This window comes from Actinacidiphila yeochonensis CN732 (assembly GCF_000745345.1).
Classification (GTDB): domain Bacteria; phylum Actinomycetota; class Actinomycetes; order Streptomycetales; family Streptomycetaceae; genus Actinacidiphila; species Actinacidiphila yeochonensis.
The window spans coordinates 1246795-1271964 of the sequence record NZ_JQNR01000004.1; the positions used below are offsets into that span (position 1 = coordinate 1246795).

General features: G+C 74.9%; 21 protein-coding genes and 1 pseudogene. 10 read left to right on the forward strand and 12 right to left on the reverse strand.

Features of this window, described 5'->3' with window-relative positions:
* Nucleotides 1–110 precede the first annotated feature (110 nt).
* Together BS72_RS11780 and BS72_RS11785 are read left to right on the forward strand one after the other, a co-directional pair.
* On the forward strand, nt 111–1970 hold the full coding sequence (locus BS72_RS11780) for a phospholipase C (protein WP_051950954.1): 1860 nt from the start codon (nt 111–113) through the stop codon (nt 1968–1970).
* A 427-nt stretch (nt 1971–2397) separates the two neighbouring features.
* Complete coding sequence (locus BS72_RS11785; RefSeq protein WP_157856204.1) at nt 2398–2721, forward strand: hypothetical protein; 324 nt, start codon at nt 2398–2400, stop codon at nt 2719–2721.
* 216 nt (nt 2722–2937) lie between these two features.
* On the opposite strand, the gene BS72_RS11790 is transcribed toward BS72_RS11785, so the two are convergent.
* Together BS72_RS11790 and BS72_RS11795 are read right to left on the reverse strand one after the other, a co-directional pair.
* Nucleotides 2938–3435 (reverse strand): NUDIX domain-containing protein, encoded by a 498-nt coding sequence (locus tag BS72_RS11790; protein WP_037909211.1) that lies wholly within the window; start codon nt 3433–3435, stop codon nt 2938–2940.
* Between the two features lie 102 nt (nt 3436–3537).
* Complete coding sequence (locus tag BS72_RS11795) at nt 3538–4197, reverse strand: hypothetical protein (protein WP_037909215.1); 660 nt, start codon at nt 4195–4197, stop codon at nt 3538–3540.
* Between the two features lie 143 nt (nt 4198–4340).
* On the opposite strand from BS72_RS11795, the gene corA reads away from it, so the two are divergent.
* Nucleotides 4341–5324: a magnesium/cobalt transporter CorA gene (gene corA / locus BS72_RS11800; RefSeq protein WP_037909217.1), complete on the forward strand. Its 984-nt coding sequence runs from the start codon at nt 4341–4343 to the stop codon at nt 5322–5324.
* An 87-nt stretch (nt 5325–5411) separates the two neighbouring features.
* Here corA and BS72_RS11805 read toward each other — a convergent pair whose 3' ends face one another.
* Both BS72_RS11805 and BS72_RS11810 read right to left on the reverse strand, forming a co-directional pair.
* On the reverse strand, nt 5412–7787 hold the full coding sequence (locus tag BS72_RS11805) for a glycoside hydrolase family 65 protein (protein ID WP_037909219.1): 2376 nt from the start codon (nt 7785–7787) through the stop codon (nt 5412–5414).
* Nucleotides 7784–8527 (reverse strand): HAD family hydrolase, encoded by a 744-nt coding sequence (locus BS72_RS11810; protein WP_037909221.1) that lies wholly within the window; start codon nt 8525–8527, stop codon nt 7784–7786. The genes BS72_RS11805 and BS72_RS11810 overlap by 4 nt, the downstream gene beginning before the upstream one ends.
* Before the next feature lie 600 nt (nt 8528–9127).
* On the opposite strand from BS72_RS11810, the gene BS72_RS11815 reads away from it, so the two are divergent.
* Nucleotides 9128–10348 carry an alpha/beta hydrolase family protein gene (locus BS72_RS11815; protein ID WP_037910208.1) on the forward strand — a complete coding sequence of 407 codons (1221 nt, stop codon included), beginning with the start codon at nt 9128–9130 and terminating at the stop codon, nt 10346–10348.
* 267 nt (nt 10349–10615) lie between these two features.
* Here BS72_RS11815 and BS72_RS11820 read toward each other — a convergent pair whose 3' ends face one another.
* On the reverse strand, nt 10616–11590 hold the full coding sequence (locus BS72_RS11820; RefSeq protein WP_051950955.1) for a PfkB family carbohydrate kinase: 975 nt from the start codon (nt 11588–11590) through the stop codon (nt 10616–10618).
* 47 nt (nt 11591–11637) lie between these two features.
* Entirely contained in the window at nt 11638–12123 is a 486-nt protein-coding gene (locus BS72_RS11825) for a MarR family winged helix-turn-helix transcriptional regulator (protein ID WP_037909224.1), read from the reverse strand.
* A 286-nt stretch (nt 12124–12409) separates the two neighbouring features.
* Between BS72_RS11825 and BS72_RS11830 the strand changes: the two genes are divergently transcribed.
* Nucleotides 12410–13630: an MFS transporter gene (locus BS72_RS11830; protein ID WP_037909227.1), complete on the forward strand. Its 1221-nt coding sequence runs from the start codon at nt 12410–12412 to the stop codon at nt 13628–13630.
* Between the two features lie 93 nt (nt 13631–13723).
* Here the strand turns inward: BS72_RS11830 and BS72_RS11835 are convergent, their stop codons facing one another.
* The 3 genes from BS72_RS11835 to BS72_RS11845 all read right to left on the reverse strand — a co-directional run bounded on the left by BS72_RS11835 (nt 13724) and on the right by BS72_RS11845 (nt 15701).
* A complete protein-coding gene (locus tag BS72_RS11835) occupies nt 13724–14251 on the reverse strand; it encodes a GNAT family N-acetyltransferase (RefSeq protein ID WP_407638959.1) in 528 nt (175 codons plus the stop codon).
* Nucleotides 14252–14376: 125 nt separating this feature from the next.
* A complete protein-coding gene (locus BS72_RS11840; protein WP_037909229.1) occupies nt 14377–14778 on the reverse strand; it encodes a DUF2795 domain-containing protein in 402 nt (133 codons plus the stop codon).
* 164 nt (nt 14779–14942) lie between these two features.
* Nucleotides 14943–15701: a G1 family glutamic endopeptidase gene (locus tag BS72_RS11845; RefSeq protein WP_037909231.1), complete on the reverse strand. Its 759-nt coding sequence runs from the start codon at nt 15699–15701 to the stop codon at nt 14943–14945.
* A gap of 603 nt (nt 15702–16304) precedes the next feature.
* Here BS72_RS11845 and BS72_RS11850 point away from each other — a divergent pair.
* The gene (locus BS72_RS11850; protein ID WP_198545855.1) at nt 16305–17246 is read left to right on the forward strand and encodes an NADP-dependent oxidoreductase; all 942 of its coding nucleotides are present in this window, start codon (nt 16305–16307) and stop codon (nt 17244–17246) included.
* 221 nt (nt 17247–17467) lie between these two features.
* Here the strand turns inward: BS72_RS11850 and BS72_RS11855 are convergent, their stop codons facing one another.
* Nucleotides 17468–19084 carry an MFS transporter gene (locus BS72_RS11855; RefSeq protein WP_051950956.1) on the reverse strand — a complete coding sequence of 539 codons (1617 nt, stop codon included), beginning with the start codon at nt 19082–19084 and terminating at the stop codon, nt 17468–17470.
* A 254-nt stretch (nt 19085–19338) separates the two neighbouring features.
* On the opposite strand from BS72_RS11855, the gene BS72_RS11860 reads away from it, so the two are divergent.
* On the forward strand, nt 19339–19851 hold the full coding sequence (locus tag BS72_RS11860; protein WP_037909232.1) for a peptidylprolyl isomerase: 513 nt from the start codon (nt 19339–19341) through the stop codon (nt 19849–19851).
* A 160-nt stretch (nt 19852–20011) separates the two neighbouring features.
* Here the strand turns inward: BS72_RS11860 and BS72_RS11865 are convergent, their stop codons facing one another.
* Entirely contained in the window at nt 20012–21262 is a 1251-nt protein-coding gene (locus BS72_RS11865) for an alanine--tRNA ligase-related protein (protein WP_078901246.1), read from the reverse strand.
* Between the two features lie 1043 nt (nt 21263–22305).
* Between BS72_RS11865 and BS72_RS39870 the strand changes: the two are divergent.
* The 3 genes and pseudogenes from BS72_RS39870 to BS72_RS11880 form a co-directional block, all read left to right on the forward strand.
* A pseudogene (locus tag BS72_RS39870) lies at nt 22306–22440 on the forward strand (SpoIIE family protein phosphatase); the annotation flags it as partial.
* A 166-nt stretch (nt 22441–22606) separates the two neighbouring features.
* Nucleotides 22607–23005, forward strand: coding sequence for a PP2C family protein-serine/threonine phosphatase (locus tag BS72_RS39180; protein ID WP_037909233.1), 399 nt, complete (start codon nt 22607–22609; stop codon nt 23003–23005).
* Nucleotides 23006–23290: 285 nt separating this feature from the next.
* Complete coding sequence (locus tag BS72_RS11880) at nt 23291–24157, forward strand: hypothetical protein (RefSeq protein ID WP_037909234.1); 867 nt, start codon at nt 23291–23293, stop codon at nt 24155–24157.
* Nucleotides 24158–24240: 83 nt separating this feature from the next.
* On the opposite strand, the gene BS72_RS11885 is transcribed toward BS72_RS11880, so the two are convergent.
* On the reverse strand, nt 24241–25110 hold the full coding sequence (locus BS72_RS11885; protein WP_051950958.1) for an EI24 domain-containing protein: 870 nt from the start codon (nt 25108–25110) through the stop codon (nt 24241–24243).
* Between the last annotated feature and the right edge of the window lie 60 nt (nt 25111–25170).

Consider the following 25170-nt stretch of genomic DNA (forward strand, 5'->3'; position numbering starts at 1 on the left):
CCCCGACCGCACCACACGGAGAACCCCATGCGTTCCGCAGGCTCCCCAGCCACCCGACGCGACCGGCGCCCCGGCCGGCGGCGCCTGGCCCCGCGCTCGCCGCCGCCGCCCTGACCGCGGCCGCGGTCACCGCGATCGCCCCGGGCGGCACCGCCTCGGCCGCGGAGCCGGCTGCGGCCACCACCACCCCGATCAAGCACGTGGTCGTCCTCTTCGACGAGAACGTCTCCTTCGACCACTACTTCGGCACCTACCCCAAGGCAGCCAACACCGACGGCACGCACTTCACCGCCGCCGCCGGCACCGCGACCCCCACCAACCTGCTGAGCGACAACTCCGCGCTGCTGGCGAAGAACCCCAACCAGTACCAGCCGCGCCGGCTCGGCCCCGCGCAGGCGCTCACCTGCGACCAGAACCACTCGTACAACCCCGAGCAGCAGGCGTACGACGGCGGCACGTCGGACAAGTTCGTCCAGAGCACCTCCAGCGACAAGTGCTCCGGGCTGTACGGCAGCCCCGGGCTGACCATGGACTACTACGACGGCAACACCGTCACGGCCATGTGGAACTACGCTCAGAACTACGCCATGAGCGACAACAACTTCGACGACGTCTACGGGCCCTCCACGCCCGGCGCGCTCAACGTGGTCTCCGGGCAGACCCACGGTGGGATCTCCATCGACCCCACCACCGGCAAGCAGGTGGCGGCCAGTGCCTCCAGCACCGTGCGCAGCCCCGACCCGGCCACCGGCGTCGGCACCGTCTACGGCGACTCCGACCCCGCCTACGACGACTGCTCCGACAACAACCACACCGCCACCAGCCTGGTCACCGGGGTCCAGGGCACCAACATCGGTGACCTGCTCAACTCGAAGAAGGTCACCTGGGGCTGGTTCCAGGGCGGCTTCAAGCCCACCTCCACCAGCGGCGGGAACGCCGTGTGCGGCGCCACGCACGCCAACGTCGGAGGCCAGTCCTCCGTCGACTACTCGCCGCACCACGAGCCGTTCCAGTACTACGAGTCGACGGCCAACCCGCACCACCTGCCGCCGACCTCCACCGCGATGATCGGCCACCAGGACCAGGCCAACCACCAGTACGACCTGAGCGACTTCAGCACCGCGCTGTCCGCGGGCAACCTCCCGGCGGTGTCCTTCCTCAAGGCCCCCGAGTACCAGGACGGCCACGCCGGCTACTCCGACCCGCTGGACGAGCAGCACTTCATCACCAGCGAGATCAACGCCGTCGAGAAGTCCCCGCAGTGGGCCAGCACCGCCGTGGTCATCGACTACGACGACTCCGACGGCTGGTACGACCAGGTGGCCGCGCCCGTCACCAACGGCTCCACCGACACCGCGTCCGGCGGCGACACCGCCATGTGCACCTCGGGACCGGCCGCGGCCGGCGGCTACCTCGACCGGTGCGGTCCGGGGCCGCGACTGCCCCTGCTGGTGGTCTCGCCGTTCAGTAAGAGCAACTACATCGACCACACCAAGGTGCAGCAGTCCTCGGTTCTGAGGTTCATCGAGGACAACTGGTCGACGGGCCGGATCGGCGACTCCTCCTTCGACACCACCGCCGGCTCCATCGAGGGCATGTTCGACTTCGCCCACCCGCAGCAGCGGAAGGTGCTGCTCGCCTCCGACGGCTCCGTGGCACTGACCGTGCCCCAGCAGATCGCGGCGGGCAAGGCCACGACGAGCGGCAGCCAGAGCGGCGGCTCCGGCAGCAGCGGCGACGGCCACGGCTCCACCTCCGGCCACGGCGCCACCTCCGGCCACGGCACCACGCCGGGCCACGGCTCCGCCGTGCCCGGCCGGCCCGCGCTGGCCGGCGGCGCCCCGCACACCGACCGGACCGGCCTGTCCGCCGCCGAGGTCGGCGGCGGATCTGCCGCCGTGGTGGTGCTCGCCGCGGCGGGCGGCGGCTACGCCTGGACGCGCAGGCGCCCCGGCCGCACCCGCGCCTGACGTCGCGCCACCTTCTCGGCCCGGCCGCTCCGGCGGCCGGGCCGAGGCATGTTCGTCGTCGGTCCGCGGCCGGACCCCGGAGCCGGCACGCGGCCCGCCCGCACTCTGCGACAAGAGACCGAACACCCTGGGCCAAGGCGGCGGGACCGGGACCCGGCCTAGTCTGCGGGCACCGGTACACGACGTCGGGCGGCCGCTTCCGGCAAGGGATCAGGCCTGTACGGAGAAGCGCGGCCGTCGTCGCGTGACAGCCTCGCGGCGGCGACCGTCGCGGTGCACCGGATACGACCGACCAGGGGCGCGTGATCCGGCCCCGTAAATCCATCCCGGGGGCAAAGTGAAGAAGAAGTCGGCGCTCGCACTCGTCGGGAGTGCCACCGCCGCCGTCGTGGCACTGACGACCACCTCGGCATCGGCGTACGACACGGTGTACAACGCGCGAAACCAGTACATCGCGAGCCGGCCCACGCCCGACGCCAGGAGCTGCATCAACAGGCACATCTACCTGGCGGCGGACTGGTATGCCTGGAGGCTGTCCGGTCTGGAGTCCGGAACGAGTGAGCGTGACATCTACCTCGCCACGGGCTGGTACCAGTGGCAGGACTGCCTCACGTACTCCTCGCCGGGAGACTACTACCAGACGTCGCAACTGGATCCCGACGACCCCGCCTACGAGACCGCGAGCCAGTTCAACTGGGACTACAGCACGGGAAGGACGTACTACTGGGGAAGCTGGATGATTCCGGCCTGACGCTCCTCCGAGACGCCCCGGGGCGCGCTCCCGCCCGGCTCCCGGCCTCCCGGCTCCCGCCCGCCCGCCCGGCTCCGGGCGCGGGGCGCGGAGCGGGCCCGCGTGCCACGGCGGGCCGGGCGGTGGCTCCGCCGCCACGGCTGCGGCGCTCACGGGCACTCGGTCCGATCGGATGAGCCCGTCCGGAAGAGCCGCGCGCACTCCGGCGGGAGCGGGCTACCGCCGACCCCGGGGCGGCGTGGGCCGGGCCTCGGCGAGGCGGTCCAGCAGCGGCCGCTGCCCGGCGACGACCTTCTCCCGGGCCGCCGCCAACGGCAGCCAGGCGATCCGGTCCAGCTCCGGGAACTCCCGCAGCGTCCCCGACCCGCGCGGCCACTCCATGGTGAACGTGCCGAAGACCGCCCCGGCCGGGTCCAGGTCGGCCTCCACAGCCCAGGCCGCCACCACCTTGCCGCCGGACTGCCGTACCTCGCCCAGCGGCACCAGCGGGCCGTCCGGCACCGGCAGGCCCAGCTCCTCGGTGAACTCCCGCCGGGCCGCCGCCTCGTCCTCCTCGCCGGCCTCGACCTCGCCCTTCACCACCGACCAGGCCCCGGCGTCCCTGTGCGCCCAGAACGGGCCGCCCATGTGCCCCAGCAGCACCTCCAGGCCGCCGTCCGGCCCCGCCGCCCGCCGGAACACCACGATGCCCGCGCTCCTCCTGCCGCTCGCCATCCGCCCAGTCTGCCCCGGCGGCCACACGTCCACCCCCCGGCGCGCCCGGCGGCGGGCACCGGGCCGTGGGCCGCACCCGGCAGGGACACCGCGCGCCGCCGGTCAGCCGCCGGTCACGTCCGCGCCGGCCAGCACGTCGTAGCCCACGAAGGTGAACATCGCCGTCCCCGGCGGCAGCGGCCGGGCGGGGCCGTCGTAGCGGTGCACGGCCAGGCCCTGCCGCTCGCCGTCGGGGGAGCTCCACACCTCGCTGAACCCCTCCCGCGCGAGCAGGCCCCGGATGCGGGGGAAGGCGTCGGGCGCCTTGCGGTGCCGGCTCCAGACCACGGTCGCGCCCGGCGCGCACAGCCCCGGGAGCAGCCGCACCGTGCGCTCGATGTCGGCGTCGCCGATGTTGCCGAGGACGCCCACCACCAGCACCACGTCGGCCGGGACCGCGCCGGCGTAGGCGTCGGTGAGCGAGGCGTCACCGGTGACCACCTCGACACCCGTCAGCCCCAGCCCGGCGGCCGCCGCCCGGGCCGCCGCCGTGTTGCGCGGGTCGAGCTCCACCAGCCGGGCCCGCACGTCGGCGGCGCGCGGGTGGCCGTCCAGGGCGCCGAACAGGTCCAGCCCCTGCCCCGCGCACACGCTCACCACCCGCACCGGTCCCGGCGGCGCCGCGTCCAGGGCTGCCGTGATGTGCCCGACGACCGTGCCCAGCCGCCGCGACAGCGCCGAATCCGGCCTGTCGTATGCCTCGTGCCACGCGTGCCAGTCCATGCCCGGACCCTAGGGGCCGCCCCGCCCACCCGCACCGGGGTTTCCGCGGCCGGGAGCCGGACGGGAGGGAGCCGAAGAGGCCGCTGGTGCGGAATTCCGGGTAGGCGGGTGAGGGAGAGGACAGGACGAGGAAGGGAGCTGGTGTGATCGTCGACTGCGCCCTCTACCGGGACGGCCGCCGCACCCGTACGCCCGACGACCTCGAAGAGGCGCTCGCGGCGGCCCGGGCGGCCGGCGAAGCGTTCGTGTGGGTGGGCGTGCACGACCCGACGCCGGAGGAGTTCGACCGGGTGTCGGCGGCCTTCGGGCTGCACCCGCTCGCCGTGGAGGACGCTCTCAAGGCCCACCAGCGGCCGAAACTGGAGGTCTACCAGGAGTCGCTGTTCGCCGTTGTCAGGCCGCTGGACTACGACGACGACGCCGGCACGGTGACCCCGAGCGAGCTGATGGTCTTCCTCGGCGAGGGATTCGTGGTGACCGTCCGCCACGGTCGGGCCGCCGTGGCCGGGCAGGTACGGGCCCGCCTGGAGAAGGACCCGGCGGTACTGCGGCACGGCCCGGCCAGCGTGCTGTACGCGATCTGCGACAGCGTCGTCGACGCCTACCTCGACATCGCCGCCGAACTCCAGCTCGACCTGGAGGAACTGGAGGAGCGCGTCTTCGACCCGTCCGGCGGCACCGCGACGGGGACGGCCGCCACCATCTACGCCTTCAAGCGCCAGGTTCTGGAGTTCCGCCGGTGCAGCGGACCGCTCGCCGAGCCGCTGGGCCAGCTGGCCGCGGGCGAGGTGCCGTACGTCGACCGGGGGACCCGGCCGTTCTTCCGCGACGTCGCCGACCACCTCAGCCGGGTCGCCGACGGAGGGGACGGCCTGGACCGGCTGCTGTCGGACATCCTCACCGCGCACCTGACACAGGTGGGGGTGCGGCAGAACGACGACATGCGCAAGATCTCCGCCTGGGCGGCGATGGCCGCGGTACCCACGCTCATCGCCGGCATCTACGGCATGAACTTCGACCACATGCCCGAGCTGCACCAGACGTGGGGCTATCCGGCCGTCATCGGCCTGATGATCACCGCCGTGACGGTGCTGTACCGGCTCTTCAAGCGCCGCGGCTGGCTGTGAGCGCCACCGCCCGGCGGTGCCACCGCGCGTCGGCCCGCGGCGGGGGCAGAGCCCTACCCCCGCCGTGCGACCGTCCGGGCTCGGGCGTCAGCGGGGCGGCAGGGCCGACGACGGCTGCGCCCGCCGCCGCGGTGCCCGGTCCGGCGGCTGGTGCGGCGGCTCCCGGTGCGAGACCGGCGCCAGCTTCCGCACCACCGGCTGGTGGCCGAGGGTGAACGCCTCGCCGTAGTGCACGATCTCGATCGGCTCGCCCTCGGCCAGGGTGTAGGTCGCCTCCGTGCGGCGGATCTCCACCAGCAGCCGCCGTCCACGGAACATCAGCCGGAACGCCACCCGGCTCAGCGCGTCCGGCAGCCTGGGCGCGAACCGGATCGCGTCCCCGTCGAAGAGCCGCATGCCGCCCAGGCCCGACACCAGCGCCGACCACGTCCCGGCCAGCGCGGCGATGTGCAGCCCGTCGCGCGCGTTGTTCTCCAGGTCCTCCAGGTCCATCATCGCCGACTCGCCGAGGTAGTCGTAGGCCAGCTGGAGGTGGCCCACCTCCGCGGCGATCACCGACTGGCAGTACGCCGACAGCGACGAGTCACGCACCGTCAGCGGCTCGTAGTACGCGAAGTTGCGGGCCTTCTGCTCGTCGGTGAAGGCGTCCCCGCGCAGGAACATCGCCAGCACCAGGTCGGCCTGCTTGACCACCTGCTTGCGGTACAGGTCGAAGTACGGGTAGTGCAGCAGCAGCGGGTAGTTCTCCGGGTCGGTGGCCTCGAAGTCCCAGCGCTGGTGCCGGGTGAAGCCGGCCGACTGCTGGTGGACCCCCAGGTCCTCGTCCCACGGCAGCGCCGTCGCCGCCGCCGCGTCCCGCCAGGCCGCGGTCTCCTCGTCGGTCACGCCCAGCTGCTCCGCGTGCCGCGGATGCCGCTCGGCCGCGTCCGCCGCCGCCACCAGGTTCGCCTGCGCCATCAGGTTGGTGTACAGGTTGTCGTCGCTGACCGCGCTGTACTCGTCCGGGCCGGTCACCCCGTCGATGTGGAACGCCCCGGCGTGGTCGTGGTGGCCCAGCGACCGCCACAGCCGGGCCGTCTCCACCAGCAGCTCAAGACCGGTGTCGGCCTCGAACGCGGTGTCGCCGGTGGCCGCCACGTACCGCACCACGGCGTCGGCGATGTCGGCGTTGACGTGGAAGGCCGCGGTGCCGGCGGGCCAGTAGCCGGACGCCTCGTCGCCGTTGATGGTCCGCCACGGGAACGCCGCGCCCTCGAAGCCCAGCTGCCTGGCCCGCTCCCGGGCGACCGGCAGCATGTTGTGCCGCCAGCGCAGCACCTCCGCGGCGGTGTGCGGGGCGGTGAACGTCAGCAGCGGCAGCACCACCGTCTCCGCGTCCCAGAAGGAGTGGCCGTCGTAGCCCGACCCGGTCAGGCCCTTCGCCGGGATCGCCCGCTCCTCCGCACGCGCGGCCGACTGCAGGACGTGGAAGAGCGCGAACCGCACCGCCTGCTGGATCTCGGTGTCGCCGTCGACCTCCACGTCCGCCCGCTCCCAGAACCGGTCCAGGTAGGCACGCTGCTGGTCCAGCAGCCCCTGCCAACCGGTGTCGCGGGCGCCCACCAGCGCCGCGTCGGCCTGGTCGCGCAGCGCCGGCAGCGACCGCGCCGCCGACCAGCCGTACGCCACGAACTTCTCCAGCCGCAGCCGCTCGCCCTTGTCCAGCACCGAGGTGACCGTCAGCCGGCTCACGTCCGGACCGGACTCCGACGACAGCTGGGTGGTGGTCCGCGGCCCGTCCACCCGGTGGTCGGCGGCGGTGGCCACCCGCAGCCCGGAGCGGGTGGTCGAGTGGATCAGGCCCAGCCGGGTGCCGCCCGCGAAGGTCTCCTCGGAGACCAGCGGCGACTCCAGCGCCGCGGCCACCCGCGGGTCGCCGGTGGTGCGCGGGATCTCCTCGTTGGCCGCCAGCTCCGACTGGATCACCACCCGCACCTGGTCGTCCAGCGGCTCCACCTCGTAGGCGATCGCCGCCACCGCCCGCTGCCGGAACGACACCATGCGGGTGGAGCGCACCCGCACCGTCCGCCCGGCCGGCGACTCCCACACGCACTCCCGGCGCAGCACCCCGGCCCGCATGTCCAGCTCCCGCACGTGGGAGCGGATGGTGCCGTAGCGCAGGTCGAACGGCTCGTCGTCCACCAGCAGCCGGATCAGCTTGCCGTTGGTGACGTTGATGACGGTCTGCCCCGACTCCGGGTCGCCGTAGACGGCCTCCGCGTAGGGCAGCGGGTGCAGTTCGTGCACGCCGTTGAGGTAGGAGCCGGGCAGCCCGTTCGGTTCGCCCTCGTCGAGGTTGCCGCGCCATCCGATGTGGCCGTTGGACAGCGCGAACACGGACTCGCTCTGCGGCAGCAGATCGAAGTCGAGCTCGCGCTCCCGCAGCGACCAGGGCGCCACCTCGTACGCCGGGTCGGTGATCACGCGCCCTCCCTGATCAGCTCCGCCAGGTCCGCCACCACGGTGTCCGCGCCGTGCCGGCGCAGCTCGGCGGCCTGCCCGACCCGGTCCACGCCCACCACGTAGCCGAAGCTGCCCTCACGCCCGGCGTCCATCCCCACCAGCGCGTCCTCGAAGACGGCCGCCTGGCCGGCGCCCACGCCCAGCTCCTCGGCCGCCGTCAGGAAGGTGTCCGGTTTCGGCTTGCCGCGCAGGCCGCGCTCGGTGGCGACCAGCCCGTCCACCCGCACCTCCAGCAGGTGCTCGATGCCCGCCGAGACCAGCACGTCCCGGCAGTTCGCCGACGACGACACCACGGCGGTGCGCAGGCCCGCCGCCCGCACCGCCTCCAGGTAGCGCACCGACCCGGGGTACGGCCGCACGCCCTCCTCGCGGATCTTCCTCAGGACCAGCTCGTTCTTGCGGTTGCCGAGGCCGTGCACGGTCCGCTCGGTGGGCGGGTCGTCGTCCTCGCCCTCGGGCAGCTCGATGTTCCGCGAGGAGAGGAAGGTCCGCACCCCGTCGGCCCGGGGCCGGCCGTCGACGTACGTGTCGTAGTCCGCGACCGGGTCGAACGGCTGGAAGCCGTCGCCGTTCAGGTCGCGCAGGAAGGAGTCGAACATCTCCTTCCACGCGGCGGCGTGGATCTCCGCCGTGGGTGTGAGCACCCCGTCCAGGTCGAACAGGCAGGCGCGAACACTGTCAGGGAGGCCGATCTGCGTCATGAACGACCACGTGCCCCGTACGGCCCCGGTGCATGCCCCACCCGGTCGAAGTCCGCCCGACTCGCCGAACGCCCCGGCCTTCCCCCTGCCCCCGGCCCGTCCCTGCCCCGGCCGTCCCGCCGCCCCGGCCGCCCCGGCCCGTCCCCGGCCCGCCCCGTCCCCGCCGCCCGCCGTCCTTCGGGCGCGTCGCCTGCCACCGCGCCGTCTCCGGCCGGTCGGAGCCGCGCGTACGCCCCCCCGCGCCTCGTACACGGAGGGCCGGTCCCGCCGCCCTGCCGTCCCGAGCGGGGCAGCCGGGGCCGGGGAAGGGCCGGACCGCCTGGCACCGGCACCTTCCACCCTGGGGTACGCGGGCGGGCCGCGAAGCGTTCAACGCGGGGCCGCCGGACAGGGCCGGGGGACAGCCCCCCTCGGGGTCTCCGGTCTGCCGCATGGGTCCGGTCCGGCCCCTGGGCCAGGCTGGTGCCGCACCGGTGGCGCGGACGCGGTCCGCCGCACCGGTCCGGCCGTCGAGACGAACGGAGCCGTTCCATGCCTGCTGCCCCTGCTGCCCCTGCTGCCTCTGCTGCTGCCGCCGGTCCTGTGACCCCCGCCGGGCGGATGGCTCCCGCGCCCGGCCGACGCACCCTCGTGCTGTCGGCCCTCGCCGCCGCTGCCTCCGGCGCGTGCGCCGGTACGGCCGCCGCCGTCCCGCCCGGCAGCGGCCGCGTACCGGCCGCCGGGCGGGTGCGCCTGGCGCTGCCCGCGCCCGGCGGGCCGTATCCGGTGGGTGCCCACGCCCTCCACCTGGTGGACCGCTCCCGCCGCGATCCGTGGACGGGTGCGCCGACGCGGGAGCTGATGGCGACCGTGCGCTATCCCGCCCGGCGGACCGCCGGCCTGCCCGCCGCGCCCTACATGCTGCCCGGGGAGGCCGCCGGCTGGACCCTGCTCAACAGCCTCACCGGCATCCCCGCCGAACGGGTCGACTGGGCCGGCACCCGCACCGCTTCCCGCCTCGGCGCTCCCGCCGCGCCCGGTCCCCACCCCGTCGTCCTCTACTCGCCCGGCGCCGGGGACCCCCGCTCCTGGGGCACGCTGCTGTGCGAGGACCTCGCCTCCCGCGGCCACGTCGTCGTCATGGTCGACCACACCTACGACGCCACCGCGGTGCAGTTCCCCGACGGCCGGGTGGCGTCCACGGTGCTCCCCGCCGAGTTCGCCGCGGTGGTGCCCGACCCGGAGCACCCGGACCCGGCGAAGGTCGCGACGCTGCTGCGCAAGGTCCTCCAGGTACGGGTGGACGACGTCCGCTTCGTCCTCGACGTGCTCCTCGACGCCCTGCCCGACGGCCTGCGGTCCGCCGCCGACCTGTCGAGGACCGGCGCGTTCGGCCAGTCCGCGGGCGGTTTCACCGCCCTCCAGGCGATGCACGACGACCCGCGGATCGCCGCCGCCGCGAACTTCGACGGCGTCACCGCCTACGTTCAGGACGACGACGAGAGCGGCTACCTCTCCAGCGCCGCCGCCGACGGGCTCGACCGGCCCTTCCTGCTCGTCGGCAAGGACGGCAACACCCCTGCCACGGTGCCCTCGTGGCGAGCGCTGACCCGAAACAGCCGGGGCTGGAAGCGGGCGTTGGACATCCAGGGAGCCGAACACGCCACGTTCACCGACGCGGAGGCCCTGGTGCCGCGACTCGGCCGGGACCTTCGGCTGCCGCGCGCCACCGTCACCGCCAACATCGGCACCGTCCGGCCCGCGCGGGCCCTGGCCATCGACCGTGCGCTGGTGGCGGGGTTCTTCGGCCGCTTCCTGGACGGCGGCGCTCAGGGGATCTGACGTCGTGCCACTGGTGGGACGCGGCGTGCCGTTGTGCCGGGCCGCCACCCGAACCACGCGCGGCGCGCGGCGCGCTGTGCGGCGGGCGGTGGGCGGCGTGGCGGCCATGATCCGTCCGCGGTCGGCGTGCCCTCTCCTGCCGCACGTCTCCTGTCGCACGCCGGCCGGGGGGCGGCGCCCGGACGGCCCCGGTGTCCACCGGGTCCTCGCCGAGCCGCCGAAGGGGTCCGTACTCCCGGCCCCCGGGCCCGGGACGTGGGCGACGGCTCAGCCGGCGAGTTCCGCCGCGGTGGGCGGGTCCGCGCCCTCGCGGGCGCAGGTGAGCGCGGCCACCCGGGCGGCCTGCTCCAGGGCCGCCGCGACCGCGCCCGCCAGGCGCGGGCCGCCGGCTGCCGCCGCCAGCGCCGGGCGGGCGGCGCCGGCCGGGCCGGCCAGGCCCGCGGCCAGTAGTCCGGCCAGCAGCCCCGCGGTGAACGCGTCGCCCGCGCCGACCGTGTCGGCCACCCGGACCCGGGGCGCGGCCACCTCCGCGCGAGCCCTCCGCCCGAACGCGACGGCGCCGCGCGCCCCCCGGGTGAGCACCACCAGGGCGGGCCCCGCGCCGGTCGCCCAGCCGGCCGCGACCTGCTCCGGGTCGCGGCCCGGGTACAGCCACGCGAGGTCCTCGTCACTGGCCTTGACCACGTCCGCGGCCGCCACCAGCCGCTCCACCCGGTCGCGTTCGGCGCCGGGCGGGCCGAGCAGCGCCGGGCGCAGGTTCGGGTCGTAGGAGACCGTCGCGGCGGCTCGGGCGGCCCGGACCAGGTCGGCCACGGTGTCGCCGCCGGGCGGCAGGGCGGCGGCGATCGAGCCGGTGTGCAGGTGGGCGGGCGGGCTGTCGGCCACCGCCCGCGCCGCCCGCTCCGTGAGCCGCCACTCCAGGTCGAAGGTGTACGTGGCCGCGCCGGACGCGTCCAGCACCGCCGTCGCCGTGGAGGTGGTGCCGTCGTCCGTCGAGCCCGGCAGCAGCTCCACCCCGGAGGCGCGCAGGTGCCCTGCGACCAGCGCGCCGAGCCGGTCGGCGCCCAGCCGGGTGGCGAAGCGGACGGGCCGGCCGAGCCGGGCCAGGCCCAGGGCGACGTTCGCCGGGCTGCCGCCGGGCAGCTCCCGTGTCCCGCGCGGCCCGCCGGGCAGCACGTCGACCAGCGCCTCGCCGACCACCACGGCCCCGGCGGCCGACGCGCCGCTTCCGCCCACCGTCATCCGCCGCATCCTCCTCGCCGTGTTCTCCGCTTCCGCCGCCGGGCGGCTCAGGCTCCCACCGCGGCCGGGTCGGCCGCGGCCGGGCGGCGGATCTCCTCGACGGCGGTGACCAGGGGGGCCAGGCCGGGATCGGCCGCCGCGTCGTCGAGCGCGTCCCGCAGTGCCGCGTTGTTGGTGGGGCGGGCCGCCGCCAGCAGGTCCAGACCGGCCTGGGTGACGTTCGTGTAGATGCCGCGCCGGTCGGTCGGGCAGAGGTAGCGGGCCAGCAGGCCGCGCTCCTCCATCCGGGTGACCAGGCGGGTGGTGGCGGACTGGCTGAGCACCACCGCGTCGGCCACCTGCTTCATCTGGAGGTGGCCGCCCTCGTCGTCGTGCTGCCGGCTGAGCACGTCCAGCAGCGAGAACTCGCGCACGCTCAGGCCGTGGCCGTCCTGGAGCGCGCGCTCGATGCGGGCTTCGATGCGGCCGTGCAGCAAGGACAGCGCGCACCAGCTGTCGGCCAGTGCGGTCAGTGCCGGGTCCGTGGCGGTCATGGTCCCCCTCCGGGAGCGGGCGGTGCGGTCCGGTAGCGGTATCCGAGCCGCTCCCAGCATAGCGCGTTGCCCGCGATTGCCATTAACCAGCGTCTGCAAGTATTGTTGACGCATGTAAGACGCTACCGCCGCCAATGGGCTGATGCGCCTTTCCGCCGCGGGCTTCCGGGCTCCGGCGCCCCCACCCAGGGGGACGGACCGCCCGCCCCCCGCAGGTCTCACCACCTCTCGCTTCTCGCCGCTCCGCCGAGAAGCACCACCGCACGTCTCACTGAAAGGTCTCGCCATGCCCCTCGCGCTCCTGGCCCTCGCCATCGGGGCCTTCGGGATCGGCACCACCGAGTTCGTCATGGTCGGCCTGCTGCCGCAGGTCGCCGGCGACTTCGGCGTCTCCGTCCCCACCGCGGGCTTCCTCGTCACCGGCTACGCCCTGGGCGTGGTGGCCGGGGCGCCGCTGATGTCGGTACTCGGCACCCGGATGCCGCGCAAGCGGATGCTGCTCCTGCTCATGGTGCTGTTCACGGCGGGCAACCTGATCTCCGCGACGGCCCCGGTCTTCGCCGTCATGCTGGCCGGGCGGGTGGTCGCCTCCCTCGCGCACGGCGCGTTCTTCGGGATCGGCGCGGTGGTCGCCGCCGAACTGGTCGCCCCGCAGCGGCGGGCCGGCGCCATCGCCCTGATGTTCACCGGCCTCACCATCGCCAACGTGGTCGGCGTGCCCCTGGGCACCTGGATCGGCCAGACGGCCGGCTGGCGCGTCACCTTCCTCGCGGTGGCCGCGCTCGGCGTGGTCGGGCTGCTCGGTGTCGCCCGCCTGATCCCCGACCTGCCGCGGCCCGAAGGGGTACGGCTCCGGCACGAGCTGGCGGTCTTCCGCAACGTCCAGGTGCTGCTGGCGATGGCCATGACGGTGCTCGGCTTCGGCGGGGTCTTCGCCGCCATCACCTACCTCGCGCCCATGGCCACCGGCGTCACCGGCTTCTCCGACGGCGCCGTCACCTGGCTGCTCGTCCTGTTCGGCATCGGCATGGTGGGCGGCAACCTCGTCGGCGGCCGGCTGGCAGACCGCCACCTGATGCCGATGCTGTACACCGCGCTGGCCGCGCTCGCCGCCGTGCTGGCCGTCTTCACGGTCACCGCGCACAGCAAGCCCGGCGCCGCCGTCACCGTGGCGCTGATCGGCGCACTCGGCTTCGCCACCGTGCCGCCCCTGCAGAAGCGGGTCCTGGACCAGGCCGCCGGCGCGCCGACCCTGGCCTCGGCCGTCAACATCGGCGCCTTCAACCTCGGCAACGCGCTGGCCGCCTGGCTCGGCGGCCTGGTGATCTCCACCGGCCACGCCTACACCTCGGCCAACTGGGTCGGTGTCGTGCTCACCGGCTCCGCGCTGGTGCTCGCGGTGGTCTCCGGCACGCTGGAGCGCCGCGGTCCCGGCGGCCGCGTGGTCGCCGGGCGGGCCGTGGCAGCCGACGCGGCGGTGCTGTCCCCCGCGCCCTCCGGGCGCTGACGTCCGGACGGCGGTGGGGGAGGGGGCGCGGAACCGCCGGACGGCAGCCCCGTCCGGCGGTTCCGCGCCCTGGCCGCTCTCCGCGGCCCGCCGTCACCCTCGGCGGGGGCCCGGCAGGTCAAGGGACAGGGGCAGTGAGTGCTCGGTGAAGCCGAGGGAGCGGTACAGCCCGGCCGCGTCCACGGTGGCGTGCAGGTCCACACGGTGGACGCCCTCGGCGGTGAACCACGCCAGCAGCGCCTCGACGGCCGCCCGGGCGTAGCCGCGCCGCCGGTGGGCGGGATCGGTGCACACGTTGAAGACGAACCCGAACCGGCCCGACGGCGCCCCCGGCGACGGCAACCGCTCCTCGACCGTGCCCACCGCGCACGCCGCCAGCCCGCCGCCCTCCGCGTCCACCACGAAGACGCCCATCGCCTCGCTCCCCGGAGCCGCCAGCCGCGCGGCGAGCACGCGCTCGGCCTCGGCCTCCCAGGGCCCGGCGGCGTCCCGTCCGCTCATCGCCTCGAACATCAGCCGGCGCAGCCGCACCACCTCGGCGGCGTCGCGCACCTCGGCGGCCCGCACGGTCGGCCGCTCCCGCTCTCGGGCCGCACCGGCGGCCGTGGTCCCCTGTGTCACGGCGCCACCCTATTGCCGTGGCGCGCGACGGTTCCGACCCCCCTGGACGCGGGGGATCCGTCCGCCGGCGCCCCCTCACGAGGCCGGGCGACGGCGGACGGACCCGCGCCGATCGGGGCCGGGGGCTACCCCCGGGGGCGTTCGACGCCGTAGCCGAGATCGCGGACGACCTCCTGCACGTTGGGGTAGACCCGGTCGCCGGGAAGGGACTCGACCCGGTCGACCAGGGTGTCGGGCGCCTGGTGGCGGTGGAGCGAGCCCAGCAGCGCGTTCCGCCGGGCCGGGTAGAGGGTCCGGTCGAGGTGCCGGGCCAGGTCGTTGCGCAGGGACACCCCCTCGGGCGTCATCCCCGACGGGGCCGCGCCGGTCCGGGCGGCCTCGCCCAGGGGCCGGTCCGCCGTGACGGGCTCAGGTTCGGCGTCCTGCTCGGCCCGCACCGCCCGGTTGGACCGCAGCTCGTCCAGCGTCTCCCGCTTGAGCTCGTCGTCCCGCGCGAAGCCTGTCTTGTTGGTTCCCTGGTCGGTCATGGAGCTGGTGCCTTCCTGGTCGATCGTCCTTCGACCATGTCGGGTACCCGGGCGGTACGTCCCGAAACGGACCGCTTTCGGGCGGGGGCCGGTGCCACGGCGCCGGGCGGCCCCGGGACGCCGTCGCGCCCCGGGGCCGCCCCGTCCTGCTCCCCGCCGTCCGATCAGGCGTGGTTCCAGGCGACCGAGAAGTTCTCCCCGCCGCTCAGCGCGGAGGTGGTGGCCTTGGTGGTGCTGCCCGAGGCCATGGTGATCTGGTCCGGCGAGTAGTTGCCGATCGCCTGCCCGTTCGCCGTGGCGCCGGTGAAGCTCGCGGTGCTGAAGTGCGCCAGCGGAAGCACGCCGGTGTTGCTGGACGGCGCCTCGGCGATGACCTCCGCGGACCCGTTCGACAGGCCGCTCTGCGTCTTGGTCGTGGTCTTCGTCCACCCCTTCGTGGTGTCGGAGAGGGTGAGCGTGTACGTGCTGCCGCTCCGGCTGACGGTGGCCGTGAAGTGGTCGCCCGGGCTGACCGCGTTGCTGTAGTTCACCGGGTACGCCGGGTACATCTCGTACCAGGACGAGTAGACGGCCTTGCCGCCGGAGCAGTCCGCCTCGGTGCCCGTCTGCTCCACCGAGCTGGTGCCGTCGCCGTCGATGCCGACCCAGAACGACGAGTAGGTGGTCGCGCTCGTGCAGGTGACCGACGGCTGGACCCAGCTCGCCGACACGCTGGTGAACGTCGTGCCGGTCGCGGCGTAGCCGGCCCAGTTGCCGCTGGTGCTGTTCTTGATCCCGCCGACCAGGCGGTGGCTGCCGACCTGCCCGTTCATCGGAGTCATGCGCAGGCCCGGTGCGGCGGCGACGGCGGGCGCGGTCGCCAGGGCGGACAGGACCGCCGCGGTGACGGCGGTGGCTGCGGTGAGGCGGATGGTTGCCGACATACTGCTCCTTCTCGCGGATCTCGCGGTGCAGAGGTAACTGGCGGCCACCAGTGGGGTGGACGTGCCGCCAGTGGTTGACAGTGTGCAGACAACATCGGCTCCATGGGACCCGGTTGCCTCGATCCGACGGCAAAGGTCGTACCAAGTGCGCCCGACAAAAGGGGTATTGGAGACGGAAGGGCAGTGGTCGGCGGTCTCTCGGCACCCCCTTCCGGGGGGAGGGGGAAGCTCAGGGATCGGCCGCCCATGCGGCGGGTCGCCGTCACTCGGCCGCCCTGACGGGGTTTCATGTCCGCGTCGGCACGGGGGCTTCCGGGGGCACAGCGCGGCGGGCGGCCGCGAGGGAGCCGAGGGGCGGCGAACACGCGTCCGAGCGTCAGCGGAGCCGACTCCGGGCCCGCCGGGAGCCGCGGGCTCCAGGAGCCCTGCGGGAGGTGCCGGAACGATCGGAGGCCGGCGGCATGCACCGGAGCGCGGCGGAGGACCAGCGCACCGCGGCGGAAGAGCACCGAGGGCCGCCGAAGAGCACTGAAGAGCACTGAAGAGCACGGAAGAGCACCGAGGACGACCGAAGACCACGGAAGCACGACGGAAGGCGGCGGTATGGCGGACATGCGGGCGGTGCGGGCCCACAGCCGGGGCGGTCCCGAGCAGTTGCGGTACGAGGACGCGCCGCAGCCCCGGCCCACGGCCGGCGAGGTGCTGGTCCAGGTGCACGCGGCGGCCGTCACCCCCGGCGAACTGGACTGGGACGCCACCTGGACGGACGCGTTCGACGGCGGCGGCCGGCCGCGGCTGCCGGTCATCCCGTCCAAGGAGTTCTCAGGTGTCGTGGCCGAGACCGGCGGCGACGCGGGGGAGTGGCGGGCCGGCGACGAGGTCTACGGGCTGATCCCCTTCACCCGGGACGGAGCCGCCGCCGAGTTCACCGCCGTGCCCGCCGAGGTGCTCGCCGCCAAGCCGCCCCGGCTCGACCACCACCAGGCCGCCGCCCTCCCGCTCGCGGGGCTGACGGCCTGGCAGGCGCTGGTGGTGCACGGCGGGCTGTGCGAGGGCGCGCGGGTGCTCGTACACGGCGGCGCGGGCGGGGTCGGTTCGATCGCCGTCCAGGTGGCCGCCGCCCTGGGCGCGGAGGTGACGGCGACAGCGGCCGTCGGCGACGCCGCGTTCGTCCGGGACCTGGGCGCGCGCGAGGTGCTGGACTATGCTGCCGGGCCGTTCGAGGAGGCGGCGGGCGGGATGGACCTGGTACTCGACACCGTCGGCGCGCCCGTGTGGCCGGGCTCATGGCGGGTGCTGCGGCCCGGCGGCGTGCTGGTCAGCGTCGCCGCCCCGGTGGAGGCACAGGGGCCGGAGGGCCGGCGCGGGGCCTTCTTCGTGGTCGAGCCCGACCGTGAGGGCCTCGACCGGCTCTCCGGCCTGGTCGCCGAGGGCCGCCTGACGCCACCGCTCGCCGACGTCTTCCACCTCTCCGACGCCGCGGCCGCCTACACCTCGCTCACCCGGCCGCACCGCCGCGCCAAGACCGTCCTGCGCGTGCGCTGAACGCGGGGGTGAGGGCGGTCCTGCCCGTCCCCGGCCTGTCCTTCGCCCGCGGAGCCGCCCGCGCTGGACACAGACCTCCCACGTGACGGGGAAGTCCCGGATCGGCGTGCTGCCAGCCGGCGGCGCAGAGCCATCGGCTCGTCCCCCTTGTTCGCCTGCTCCGACGGCTCCGAAGCCAACCGGCGGCGGCCACCGAAGCGGCTGCGGGCTCCCGGGCGCGGCTACGCGTCCGGCTCGGGACCCTGCCGGTCCCCGTCCGGGGTGCCGGGCGGGGCGGACGCGCCGGTGGGGTGCGCGGCGCCCGGTTCCCGGCCGGGCGGCTCGGCGATCTCCTGCTGGACGCCCCTTCGCAGGCCGAACCAGGCCACCACCGCCGCCGCGGCCATGACTCCGGCCATCACGGAGAAGACCGTCCGCGTCGCGTACGCGAAGTCCAGCCGGACGAAGTGCGGGATCGAGGAGGTGCTGCCGCCGCTGGTGGAGTGCGACTGCGCGAGGGAGCGCGCCTGCGCGTCCGCCTGGCCGCGCGGCACCCCGCGCGCGGCCAGGGAGTCGGCCAGCCGCGACTGGAAGCGGGCCACTGAGACGGTGCCCAGCACGGCCAGCCCCAGGCTGGCGGCGTAGTTGCGGACGGTCTGGGTGATGCCGGTGGCCTCGCCGTACGACAGCCGCGAGGCGCGGTTGACCGCGTCGGTGCTGGCCGGCGTCAGCATCAGGCCCATGCCGGCGCCGGCCAGCACGATCGACCACTGCTGGCTGCCGAAGTCCAGGTCCGTCACCTCGCCCGCCAGCAGGTAGAAGCCGACCGCGCACACCGCGCAGCCCGCGACCACCGGCCGCTTGGCGCCGCCGCGGTCCAGCATGCGGCCGCCGAACTGGCTGGCGACGACGAAGCCGATGAAGAAGTACAGCAGGTACAGCCCCGCCTCGGACGCCGACTTGCCCAGGGAGAGCTGCGCGTACTCGCTGGCGAAGAAGAAGAAGGGGATGAACACCAGCATGCTGATGCCCAGCACCATGTTCTCCACCAGGAACGCCCGCACCGAGAAGATCCGCACCTGGATCAGCGGCTCGGCGGTGCGCAGCTCCACCCGGTGGAACACGACCAGCAGCACCAGCCCCGCCACGATGCACAACCAGGTGCCCGGGTTGGACCAGTGCCAGATCTGCGACTGCTGGAAACCGAGGACGCTCAGCCCGATACCCGACGCCACCAGGGCCAGACCGCGGTAGTCCATCCGGGCCGGCCGGTGCTCCGTGACCGGCTTGGCCAGCGCGATGAGCACCAGCGCGACCGCCGCCACCGGCAGGTTCACCCAGAAGATGGCGCGCCACGTCCAGGAGGTCAGCCAGCCGCCGAGGATCGGGCCCACAGCCGTCAGGCCGCCGGCGACGCCGAAGAACATCGCCAGCGCCTTCCCGCGCTCGCGCAGCGGGAACGTCTGCACCACGATGCCCAGCGCGGCCGGGAACAGCATCGCCCCGCCCAGGCCCTGCACCGCCCGGAACACCACGATCCACGCCTGCGCCGCGGCGCCCTTGGGCGTGAGCCCGCACAGCAGCGAGGCGAGCGCGAAGACGACGACCCCGAGTACGACCACCCGGCGGTGGCCCACGGTGTCGGCCAGCCGGCCGCCGTAGGCGAAGAGCGCGGCCAGCGCCATCAGGTACGCGTTGACCGCCCACTGCACGCCGGTGTTGCTCAGCTTCAGCTCGCTCTGGATCTGCGGCACCGCGATCGACACGATGGTCTGGTCGATGAACGTCATCGCCACCGCGAAGATCATCGCGGCGAGCACCAGCCTGCGCGGGCGCCCGCCGCCGGCCGTGACCGTCATCCGCTCTCCTCGCTCGCGCGCGGCCCCCGGCACCCACCCTCGGGGACGGTCCGGTGACGCGCCAGCGGTACCGCCGGCGGAAGCGGCCGAACGGGCTGGGCGGGCCCGAACCACCCGAACGGGCCGGGTGCGGGCCCGGCGCGGGCGGGCAGGGGGTACGAGCGACCCGGTGCGGGCCCGGCTCGGGGCCGACAGTCGGCCCGATGGGCGGGCCGGTGGTCATCTCCGGACCCGGGGGATGACAGGATGAACCTATGGACACCAAGGACAACGTCTACTTCGACATCTCCATCGACGGTGCGCCGGCGGGGCGCATCGTCTTCCACCTGTTCCACGAGGTCGTGCCCCAGACGGCGCGCAACTTCCGCGAGCTGGCCACCGGCGAGCACGGCTTCGGCTACGCCGGTTCGGCGTTCCACCGGGTCATCCCCGACTTCATGCTCCAGGGCGGCGACTTCACCAGCGGCGACGGCCGCGGCGGCAAGAGCATCTACGGCAACAAGTTCGCGGACGAGAACTTCCAGCTCAAGCACGACCGGCCGTTCCTGCTGTCCATGGCCAACGCGGGCCCGAACACCAACGGCTCGCAGTTCTTCGTCACCACCGTGGTGACGTCCTGGCTGGACGGCAAGCACGTCGTCTTCGGCGAGGTCGTCGAGGGCCAGGACCTGGTCAAGCAGATCGAGGGCAAGGGCTCGCGCAGCGGCTCCACCACCTCCAAGATCGTGATCACCGAGTCCGGCACGGTCCCGGCGAAGTCGATCTGACCTCCTGACACCCGGTGCCCCCTGCGGGCACCCCCGGGCCGCGCCCCTGGGACACCGGTGATGACCGGCATCCCAGGGGCTCGCCCATTTACCGGCCTCCTCTTCTGGAGTTCTTGCCGCGCTTTGCTGAGCCCCCTGCCGGGCCCCTCGCCGCGCCCGCCTACCGCGGGTCCCCGGCGCTCCGCCGACCGGTGCCGGGCACCTCCCCGGGGGCTCCGCCCTCCCGCCGCAGCTGGTCGACCAGGTCCCTCGGCAGTCCGTGCGTGTCGTGCAGGTAGGCGTAGTCCTCCTCGGTCGGCGGCCGGGCGAACCGAGGCTGCCGCAGCACCCGCCGGCCGCGCTCCAGCAGGACGGCGAACCGCCGCTCCTCGGCCGGCAGCACCTCGGCCACCCGCTCGCAACCCTGTTCCGGCAGCCCGAACCGCCGCAGCGTCCCGGTCACCAGCGGCAGCGGCAGACCGTCCAGGGACCGCCCCGGGTCCACCCGCCACAGCAGTGTCAGCGCCCGCCGCAGCAGCCGGCGCAGCACGTACCCCTGCCCGCCGGCGGCCGGCCGCACCCCGTCACCGACCAGGACGACGGCCGAGCGCAGGTGGTCGGCCACGATCCGCCACGACGTCTCGCCGTCGGTCCAGCCGGACGGCAGCAGCCGCCGCCAGTCGGCGAACACCTCGCTGTCGTAGACCGACCGCACCCCCTCCAGGACGGTGACCAGGCGCTCCAGGCCCATCCCCGTGTCGACACTGCCGCGGGACAGCTCCGTCAGGCTGCCGTCCTCGTGCCGGCGGTAGCGCATGGTGACGTGGTTCCACACCTCCCACCAGCGCGGATCGGAGGCCGGTGAGCCCGTGGGCGGCCCGTCGCCGGTCCACACGAAGATCTCCGAGTCGGGCCCGCACGGGCCGGTGGGACCGTTGGACCACCAGTTGTCGCCGGTGGTCCGCTCCACCGGTACCCCGAGCCGCTCCCAGGTCCGCAGGGCGACCACGTCCTCGCCGACCTGGCCGTCCCCGCCGAAGACGGTGGCGTGCAGCCGCCCCGGGGCGATGCCGTAGCCGTCGACGAGCAGGTCGTAGCCCCACAGCAGGCTCCGCTCGCCGCCGTAGTCGCCCAGCGACCACGACCCGAGCATCTGGAAGGCCGTCAGGTGGTTGTCGTCGCCGACCTCGTCGAGGTCGGTGGTGCGCAGGCAGCGCTGCACGTCGGCCAGCCGTACCCCGAGCGGGTGCGGGCGGCCGGTGAGGTACGGGGTGAGGGGGTGCATCCCGGAGGTGGTGAACAGCACCGGATCGTCGGGGGGCCGCACCAGCGACTCGCCCGGCAGCACGTGGTGGCCGCGGTCGCGGAAGAAGCCGAGGAAGGCGGCGGCGGTCCCCTCGGCCGTGGCCACCCACGGCGGACGGGAGGCCACGGCCTCCTCCGGCGACGGCCCGGGGTCGAGGTTCCCGGGCGGGGCGGGGGTTCCGGGAGAAGCGGGGCGCTCGGGCGGGGCGGAGTGCGGGGGAGTGGTCTCGGGGTCCACGGGGGCGCTGCCTTTCTGGTCGCGGGACGCCGGGCGGGACGCCGGGCGGGGCCGCGGAGAAAGGCGCGGGCAGGCGCGGGCCGGCGGACCGTTTCCGGTCGCCGGGAGGAGGAAGAAGGTCAGGCGGCGGCAACCGGCGAGCTGGTCGCTCGCGCGGTCGCGCTGGTGCCGGGCACGGTCCCCGTGCCGCGGCTGGTGCCGTGACTCATGGGGCCGACCGTAGCAGGGAGGCGGCCCGCGCCGCCGCTCCGTTTCCGGGCCGTCCCGGGCTGTCCGAGCCTGTCCGAGGCCGTGCGGGACGGTGATCCAGCCGGAAGGGGTTCGTCAGAGGGGAACGTGCCGGACCAGCCGCCGCGACTCGCGCCGCCGCGAAAGCTCCAGGCCGCGGCGGTAGCGTGGAGGACATGACCGCCAGCGGCCGGCGCGCGGGCCTCGCCGTGTCGCGCTGCCTCTCCTCGCCCCGCGTCCGGCTCGCGGCGCCGTTCGCGGCGCTCGCCGTGCTCGTCGCCGTCGACTTCGCCGGGGGCCCGGACATCCGGATCAGCGGTCTCCTGATCGCCGTACCCGCCCTGTCCGCCGTCTTCCTCGCCGCGCTGCCCGTGCTCGTGATCGCCGTCGTCGCCCTGGGGTGCGTGGTGGCGACCGCGGTGGAGAACGGCACCGTCGGCACGGAGAACTTCCCGGTGGTCATGGTCACCACCGTGCTGGTCGGGGCCGGATCGGTGCTCGCCGCCCGGCTGCGCAGCAGCCGCGAACGGCAGCTCGCCCAGGTGCGCAGGGTCGCCGAGGTCACCCAGAGGGCACTGCTGCGGCCGCTGCCGCCCCGCCTGGGCCGGGTCACCATCTCGTCGATGTACCTCGCGGCCGACGAGGAGGCGGCGATCGGCGGCGACCTGTACGCCGCGGCCCGCACGTGCGGCGCCTCCCGGGTGATGGTGGGCGACGTGCAGGGCAAGGGGCTGGGCGCCGTCGAGGTCACGGCGCTGCTGCTGGGCGCGTTCCGCCGCGCCGTCCGCGACGGTACGGCGCTCGCCGCCCTGCCCGCCTACCTCGACGCCGACCTGCGCGCCGACCTCGCCGACCTGGCGCGGGACGCCCCGCCGACCCGCCCCGCTGCCGCAGGGCCCCGGCGCGGCCCTCGCCGAACCCCGCACGATCTCCCGCACCGGCCCCACGTCCGAGCCGGTCCCAGCCGCCTCCCCCGGACCGGGCTCCGGCTACGGCGAGCTGTTCGTGACCGCCGTCGTCATCGACGTGGCCGACGACGGCTCGGTGGTGCGGGTGGCCAACTGCGGCCACCCCCCGCCGCTGCTGATCCACGACGGCACCGTGGCCACGCTCTTCCCCGGCGCGCCGGAGCTGCCCCTCGGCCTCGGCGACCTCTCCGAGGGCAGGCACCACATCGACGTCCACCCGCTCGCCGTCGGCGACATCCTGCTGCTCTACACCGACGGCGTGATCGAGGCCCGCGACCCCGCCGGGGAGTTCTACCCGCTGGCGGAGCACCTGGCGCGCTGGACCGCCGACACCCCCGAGGCCCTGCTGGAGGACATCCGCGCCGACCTGCTCCGCCACGCGGACGCCCGGCTGTCCGACGACATCGCCATGGTCGCCGTCCAGCGCGTCGCCTGACCCGGCCGCGCCTGCCCCCGGCCCGCCGACACCCCGCCCCCTCCGCGGCCGTCCTCGTGCCTCTCCCGGCAGGGTGTGCCCCTCTCGCCGCCCTGGCACGGACCCTCGCGGCGTTGGCCGAAAGAGCCACGTAGCCGACTACGTGGCTTTCCGGCCGCCTGGTGACGACCCGCGCCAGCGCACCTCGCCACCGGGCAGACCCTGCCGGTCGCGGCACGAGCGGAACCGGCTCCGGGGGCGGCGCGTCGGACCCGTACAGCAGCGACGGCGGACATGGGGGCGGGCATGCGCGGGGGAGCGGGCGGACAGGGAGCGGCGGCGGTGGTCCTGCTGGCCGCGGGGGCGATCGGATGCGGCGGCGGGACAGGGCACCTCGTGGTGGCCGGCCGTCCGCCGGCGGTGCCGTACGGCGGACCCCTGCACGTCCCCCGCAGGGACACGGCCGGGCGGGACGACCCCGCCTCCGCGAAGGCAGCGGCGGGGGCGGCCGGGCTCGCGCTGGAGTGCTCGGGGGAGGTCTACTCCGGCGGTACCAGAGACCCGTGGAGCAAGGGCGACGGCGGGCGGACCCCGGAGGAGGGGCTGAAGGCGTACTTCTCCGTCGAACAGCCGGACCTGCCGCGCTACGGCTACCGGGTGGAGCGCAGGGACGCCCAGCGGGTCCTCTTCTCCTTCGACGTCGGCGGCCGGACCAAGGTCGCCGTCATCGTGGCCAGGGACCAGCCCGGCCGGCCCGGCTGGGGTCCGGAGACCAGCGCCTCCTGCGACCCGGCTGAACTGCCCGCGAGCTTCACCGGCAAAGAGCCCTACGAGATCTGGTCCGACCGGGCCGGCCACCGCGTTCCGGTGGCGAAGGTCAACAGCACGGCCGGCCCCGCGCACTGCGGCTGGCAGCAGGCACACTTCCTGGAACTCGACGAGGCGGCGGCCGACCGGCTCTACGCCCGCGACCCCGAGGGCGTCCTGCCGCCCGGCACGCTCACCTCCCGCTACGAGGGCGACGCGACCCTGCCCGCCGACGCGCGGGACACCGGCTACCACTGGCACGACGAGGAACTGTGGACCTCGGCCGACACCTCGAAGGTGTACGTGCGCACCTCCGACCGCGTCGAGGCATGGCCTGCCGTCGCCCCGGACCACGCCTGCCAGTGACGCCGCCGACATCCGTACGGAGGCCGGAGAGTGCCCGGGCGGAGCCCCGCTCCTCGTCCAGGGCGGGGCTACCCGGGTGTGCGTCACATGACCTGGCGCCGAGGGTCCGTGGGTGAACCGGAGTCCCGTGTCCACGGGGCCGGTTCCGCGCTGCCGGGCCGAGCCTCGCGGCCGGGAGCCGGGGGCACCGCCCCGGCCTGCGCGGGCACGGCGGCGGTCGCCGGGAGCAGCGCGCGCACCAGCAACGTCGCGCCGGCCACCGCGCCCGGCATCAGCACCACCGCGGCCACCGGCACCAGGAAGGCCAGCACGAGGGGCACGCCGAAGCCCAGCACCATCGGCAGATGTCCCCGCAGCAGCCGCAACTGCTCCTTCACGGGCACATCCCGCCGCTGGAAGGCGACGGCCGCCAGCTCCAGCACCAGGAAATAGCCCGACACGCAGAAGCCGGCCACGGGCACCGCCGTCTGGCCCAGCACCGGAACGAAGCCCAGCGCGAACAGGACGACGCCGAACGCGGCGACCCGTATCAGCACCCGGACCGCGTCCCGCAGCCCGATCCACAGCTCTCGCCACCAGGGCCGCTCCGGCGCCTCCGGCGCCCCGCCCTCGGCGGCCTCCACCCGCTCGGCCAGCGCCTCGTAGAACGGACCGCCGACCAGCAGTGCGACGGCCGTGAACGACACCACCGCCAGCAGCAGCCCGCCGCCGACGACCACCGCCGTCAGCAGGTCGCGGAACGCGCCCCGCCAGAGGGAGGGCCAGTGCGCCGCGAACGGCGTGGCCCAGGCCACCAGGTCGTCGCCCCACACCACCAGGGCGACCAGCGCCACGGCGTATCCGGCCAGGGTGATCAGGGCCGGCAGCATGCCGAAGCGCCAGTCCCGCCCGTGGCGAGCCACCCACCGCTGACCCTCGACGAGCAGCCGAAGACCCGTCACCACCTCACCCATGCTGGGATCGTACGCGCCCCCACCGACAGGGGTACCGGTGACGGGTTCCGGCGGTCTCAG

Coding starts and splice junctions, on each gene's coding strand:
- BS72_RS11845 (WP_037909231.1), bottom strand. CDS start 15,701: ATGTCGGCAACCATCCGCCTCACCGCAGCCACCGCCGTCACCGCGGCG.
- BS72_RS11885 (WP_051950958.1), bottom strand. CDS start 25,110: ATGGGTGAGGTGGTGACGGGTCTTCGGCTGCTCGTCGAGGGTCAGCGG.
- BS72_RS11815 (WP_037910208.1), top strand. CDS start 9,128: ATGGCTCCCGCGCCCGGCCGACGCACCCTCGTGCTGTCGGCCCTCGCC.
- BS72_RS11830 (WP_037909227.1), top strand. CDS start 12,410: ATGCCCCTCGCGCTCCTGGCCCTCGCCATCGGGGCCTTCGGGATCGGC.
- BS72_RS11790 (WP_037909211.1), bottom strand. CDS start 3,435: ATGGCGAGCGGCAGGAGGAGCGCGGGCATCGTGGTGTTCCGGCGGGCG.
- BS72_RS11810 (WP_037909221.1), bottom strand. CDS start 8,527: ATGACGCAGATCGGCCTCCCTGACAGTGTTCGCGCCTGCCTGTTCGAC.
- BS72_RS11860 (WP_037909232.1), top strand. CDS start 19,339: ATGGACACCAAGGACAACGTCTACTTCGACATCTCCATCGACGGTGCG.
- BS72_RS11840 (WP_037909229.1), bottom strand. CDS start 14,778: ATGACCGACCAGGGAACCAACAAGACAGGCTTCGCGCGGGACGACGAG.
- BS72_RS11820 (WP_051950955.1), bottom strand. CDS start 11,590: ATGACGGTGGGCGGAAGCGGCGCGTCGGCCGCCGGGGCCGTGGTGGTC.
- BS72_RS11855 (WP_051950956.1), bottom strand. CDS start 19,084: ATGACGGTCACGGCCGGCGGCGGGCGCCCGCGCAGGCTGGTGCTCGCC.
- BS72_RS11850 (WP_198545855.1), top strand. CDS start 16,305: ATGGCGGACATGCGGGCGGTGCGGGCCCACAGCCGGGGCGGTCCCGAG.
- BS72_RS11825 (WP_037909224.1), bottom strand. CDS start 12,123: ATGACCGCCACGGACCCGGCACTGACCGCACTGGCCGACAGCTGGTGC.
- BS72_RS11795 (WP_037909215.1), bottom strand. CDS start 4,197: ATGGACTGGCACGCGTGGCACGAGGCATACGACAGGCCGGATTCGGCG.
- BS72_RS11880 (WP_037909234.1), top strand. CDS start 23,291: ATGCGCGGGGGAGCGGGCGGACAGGGAGCGGCGGCGGTGGTCCTGCTG.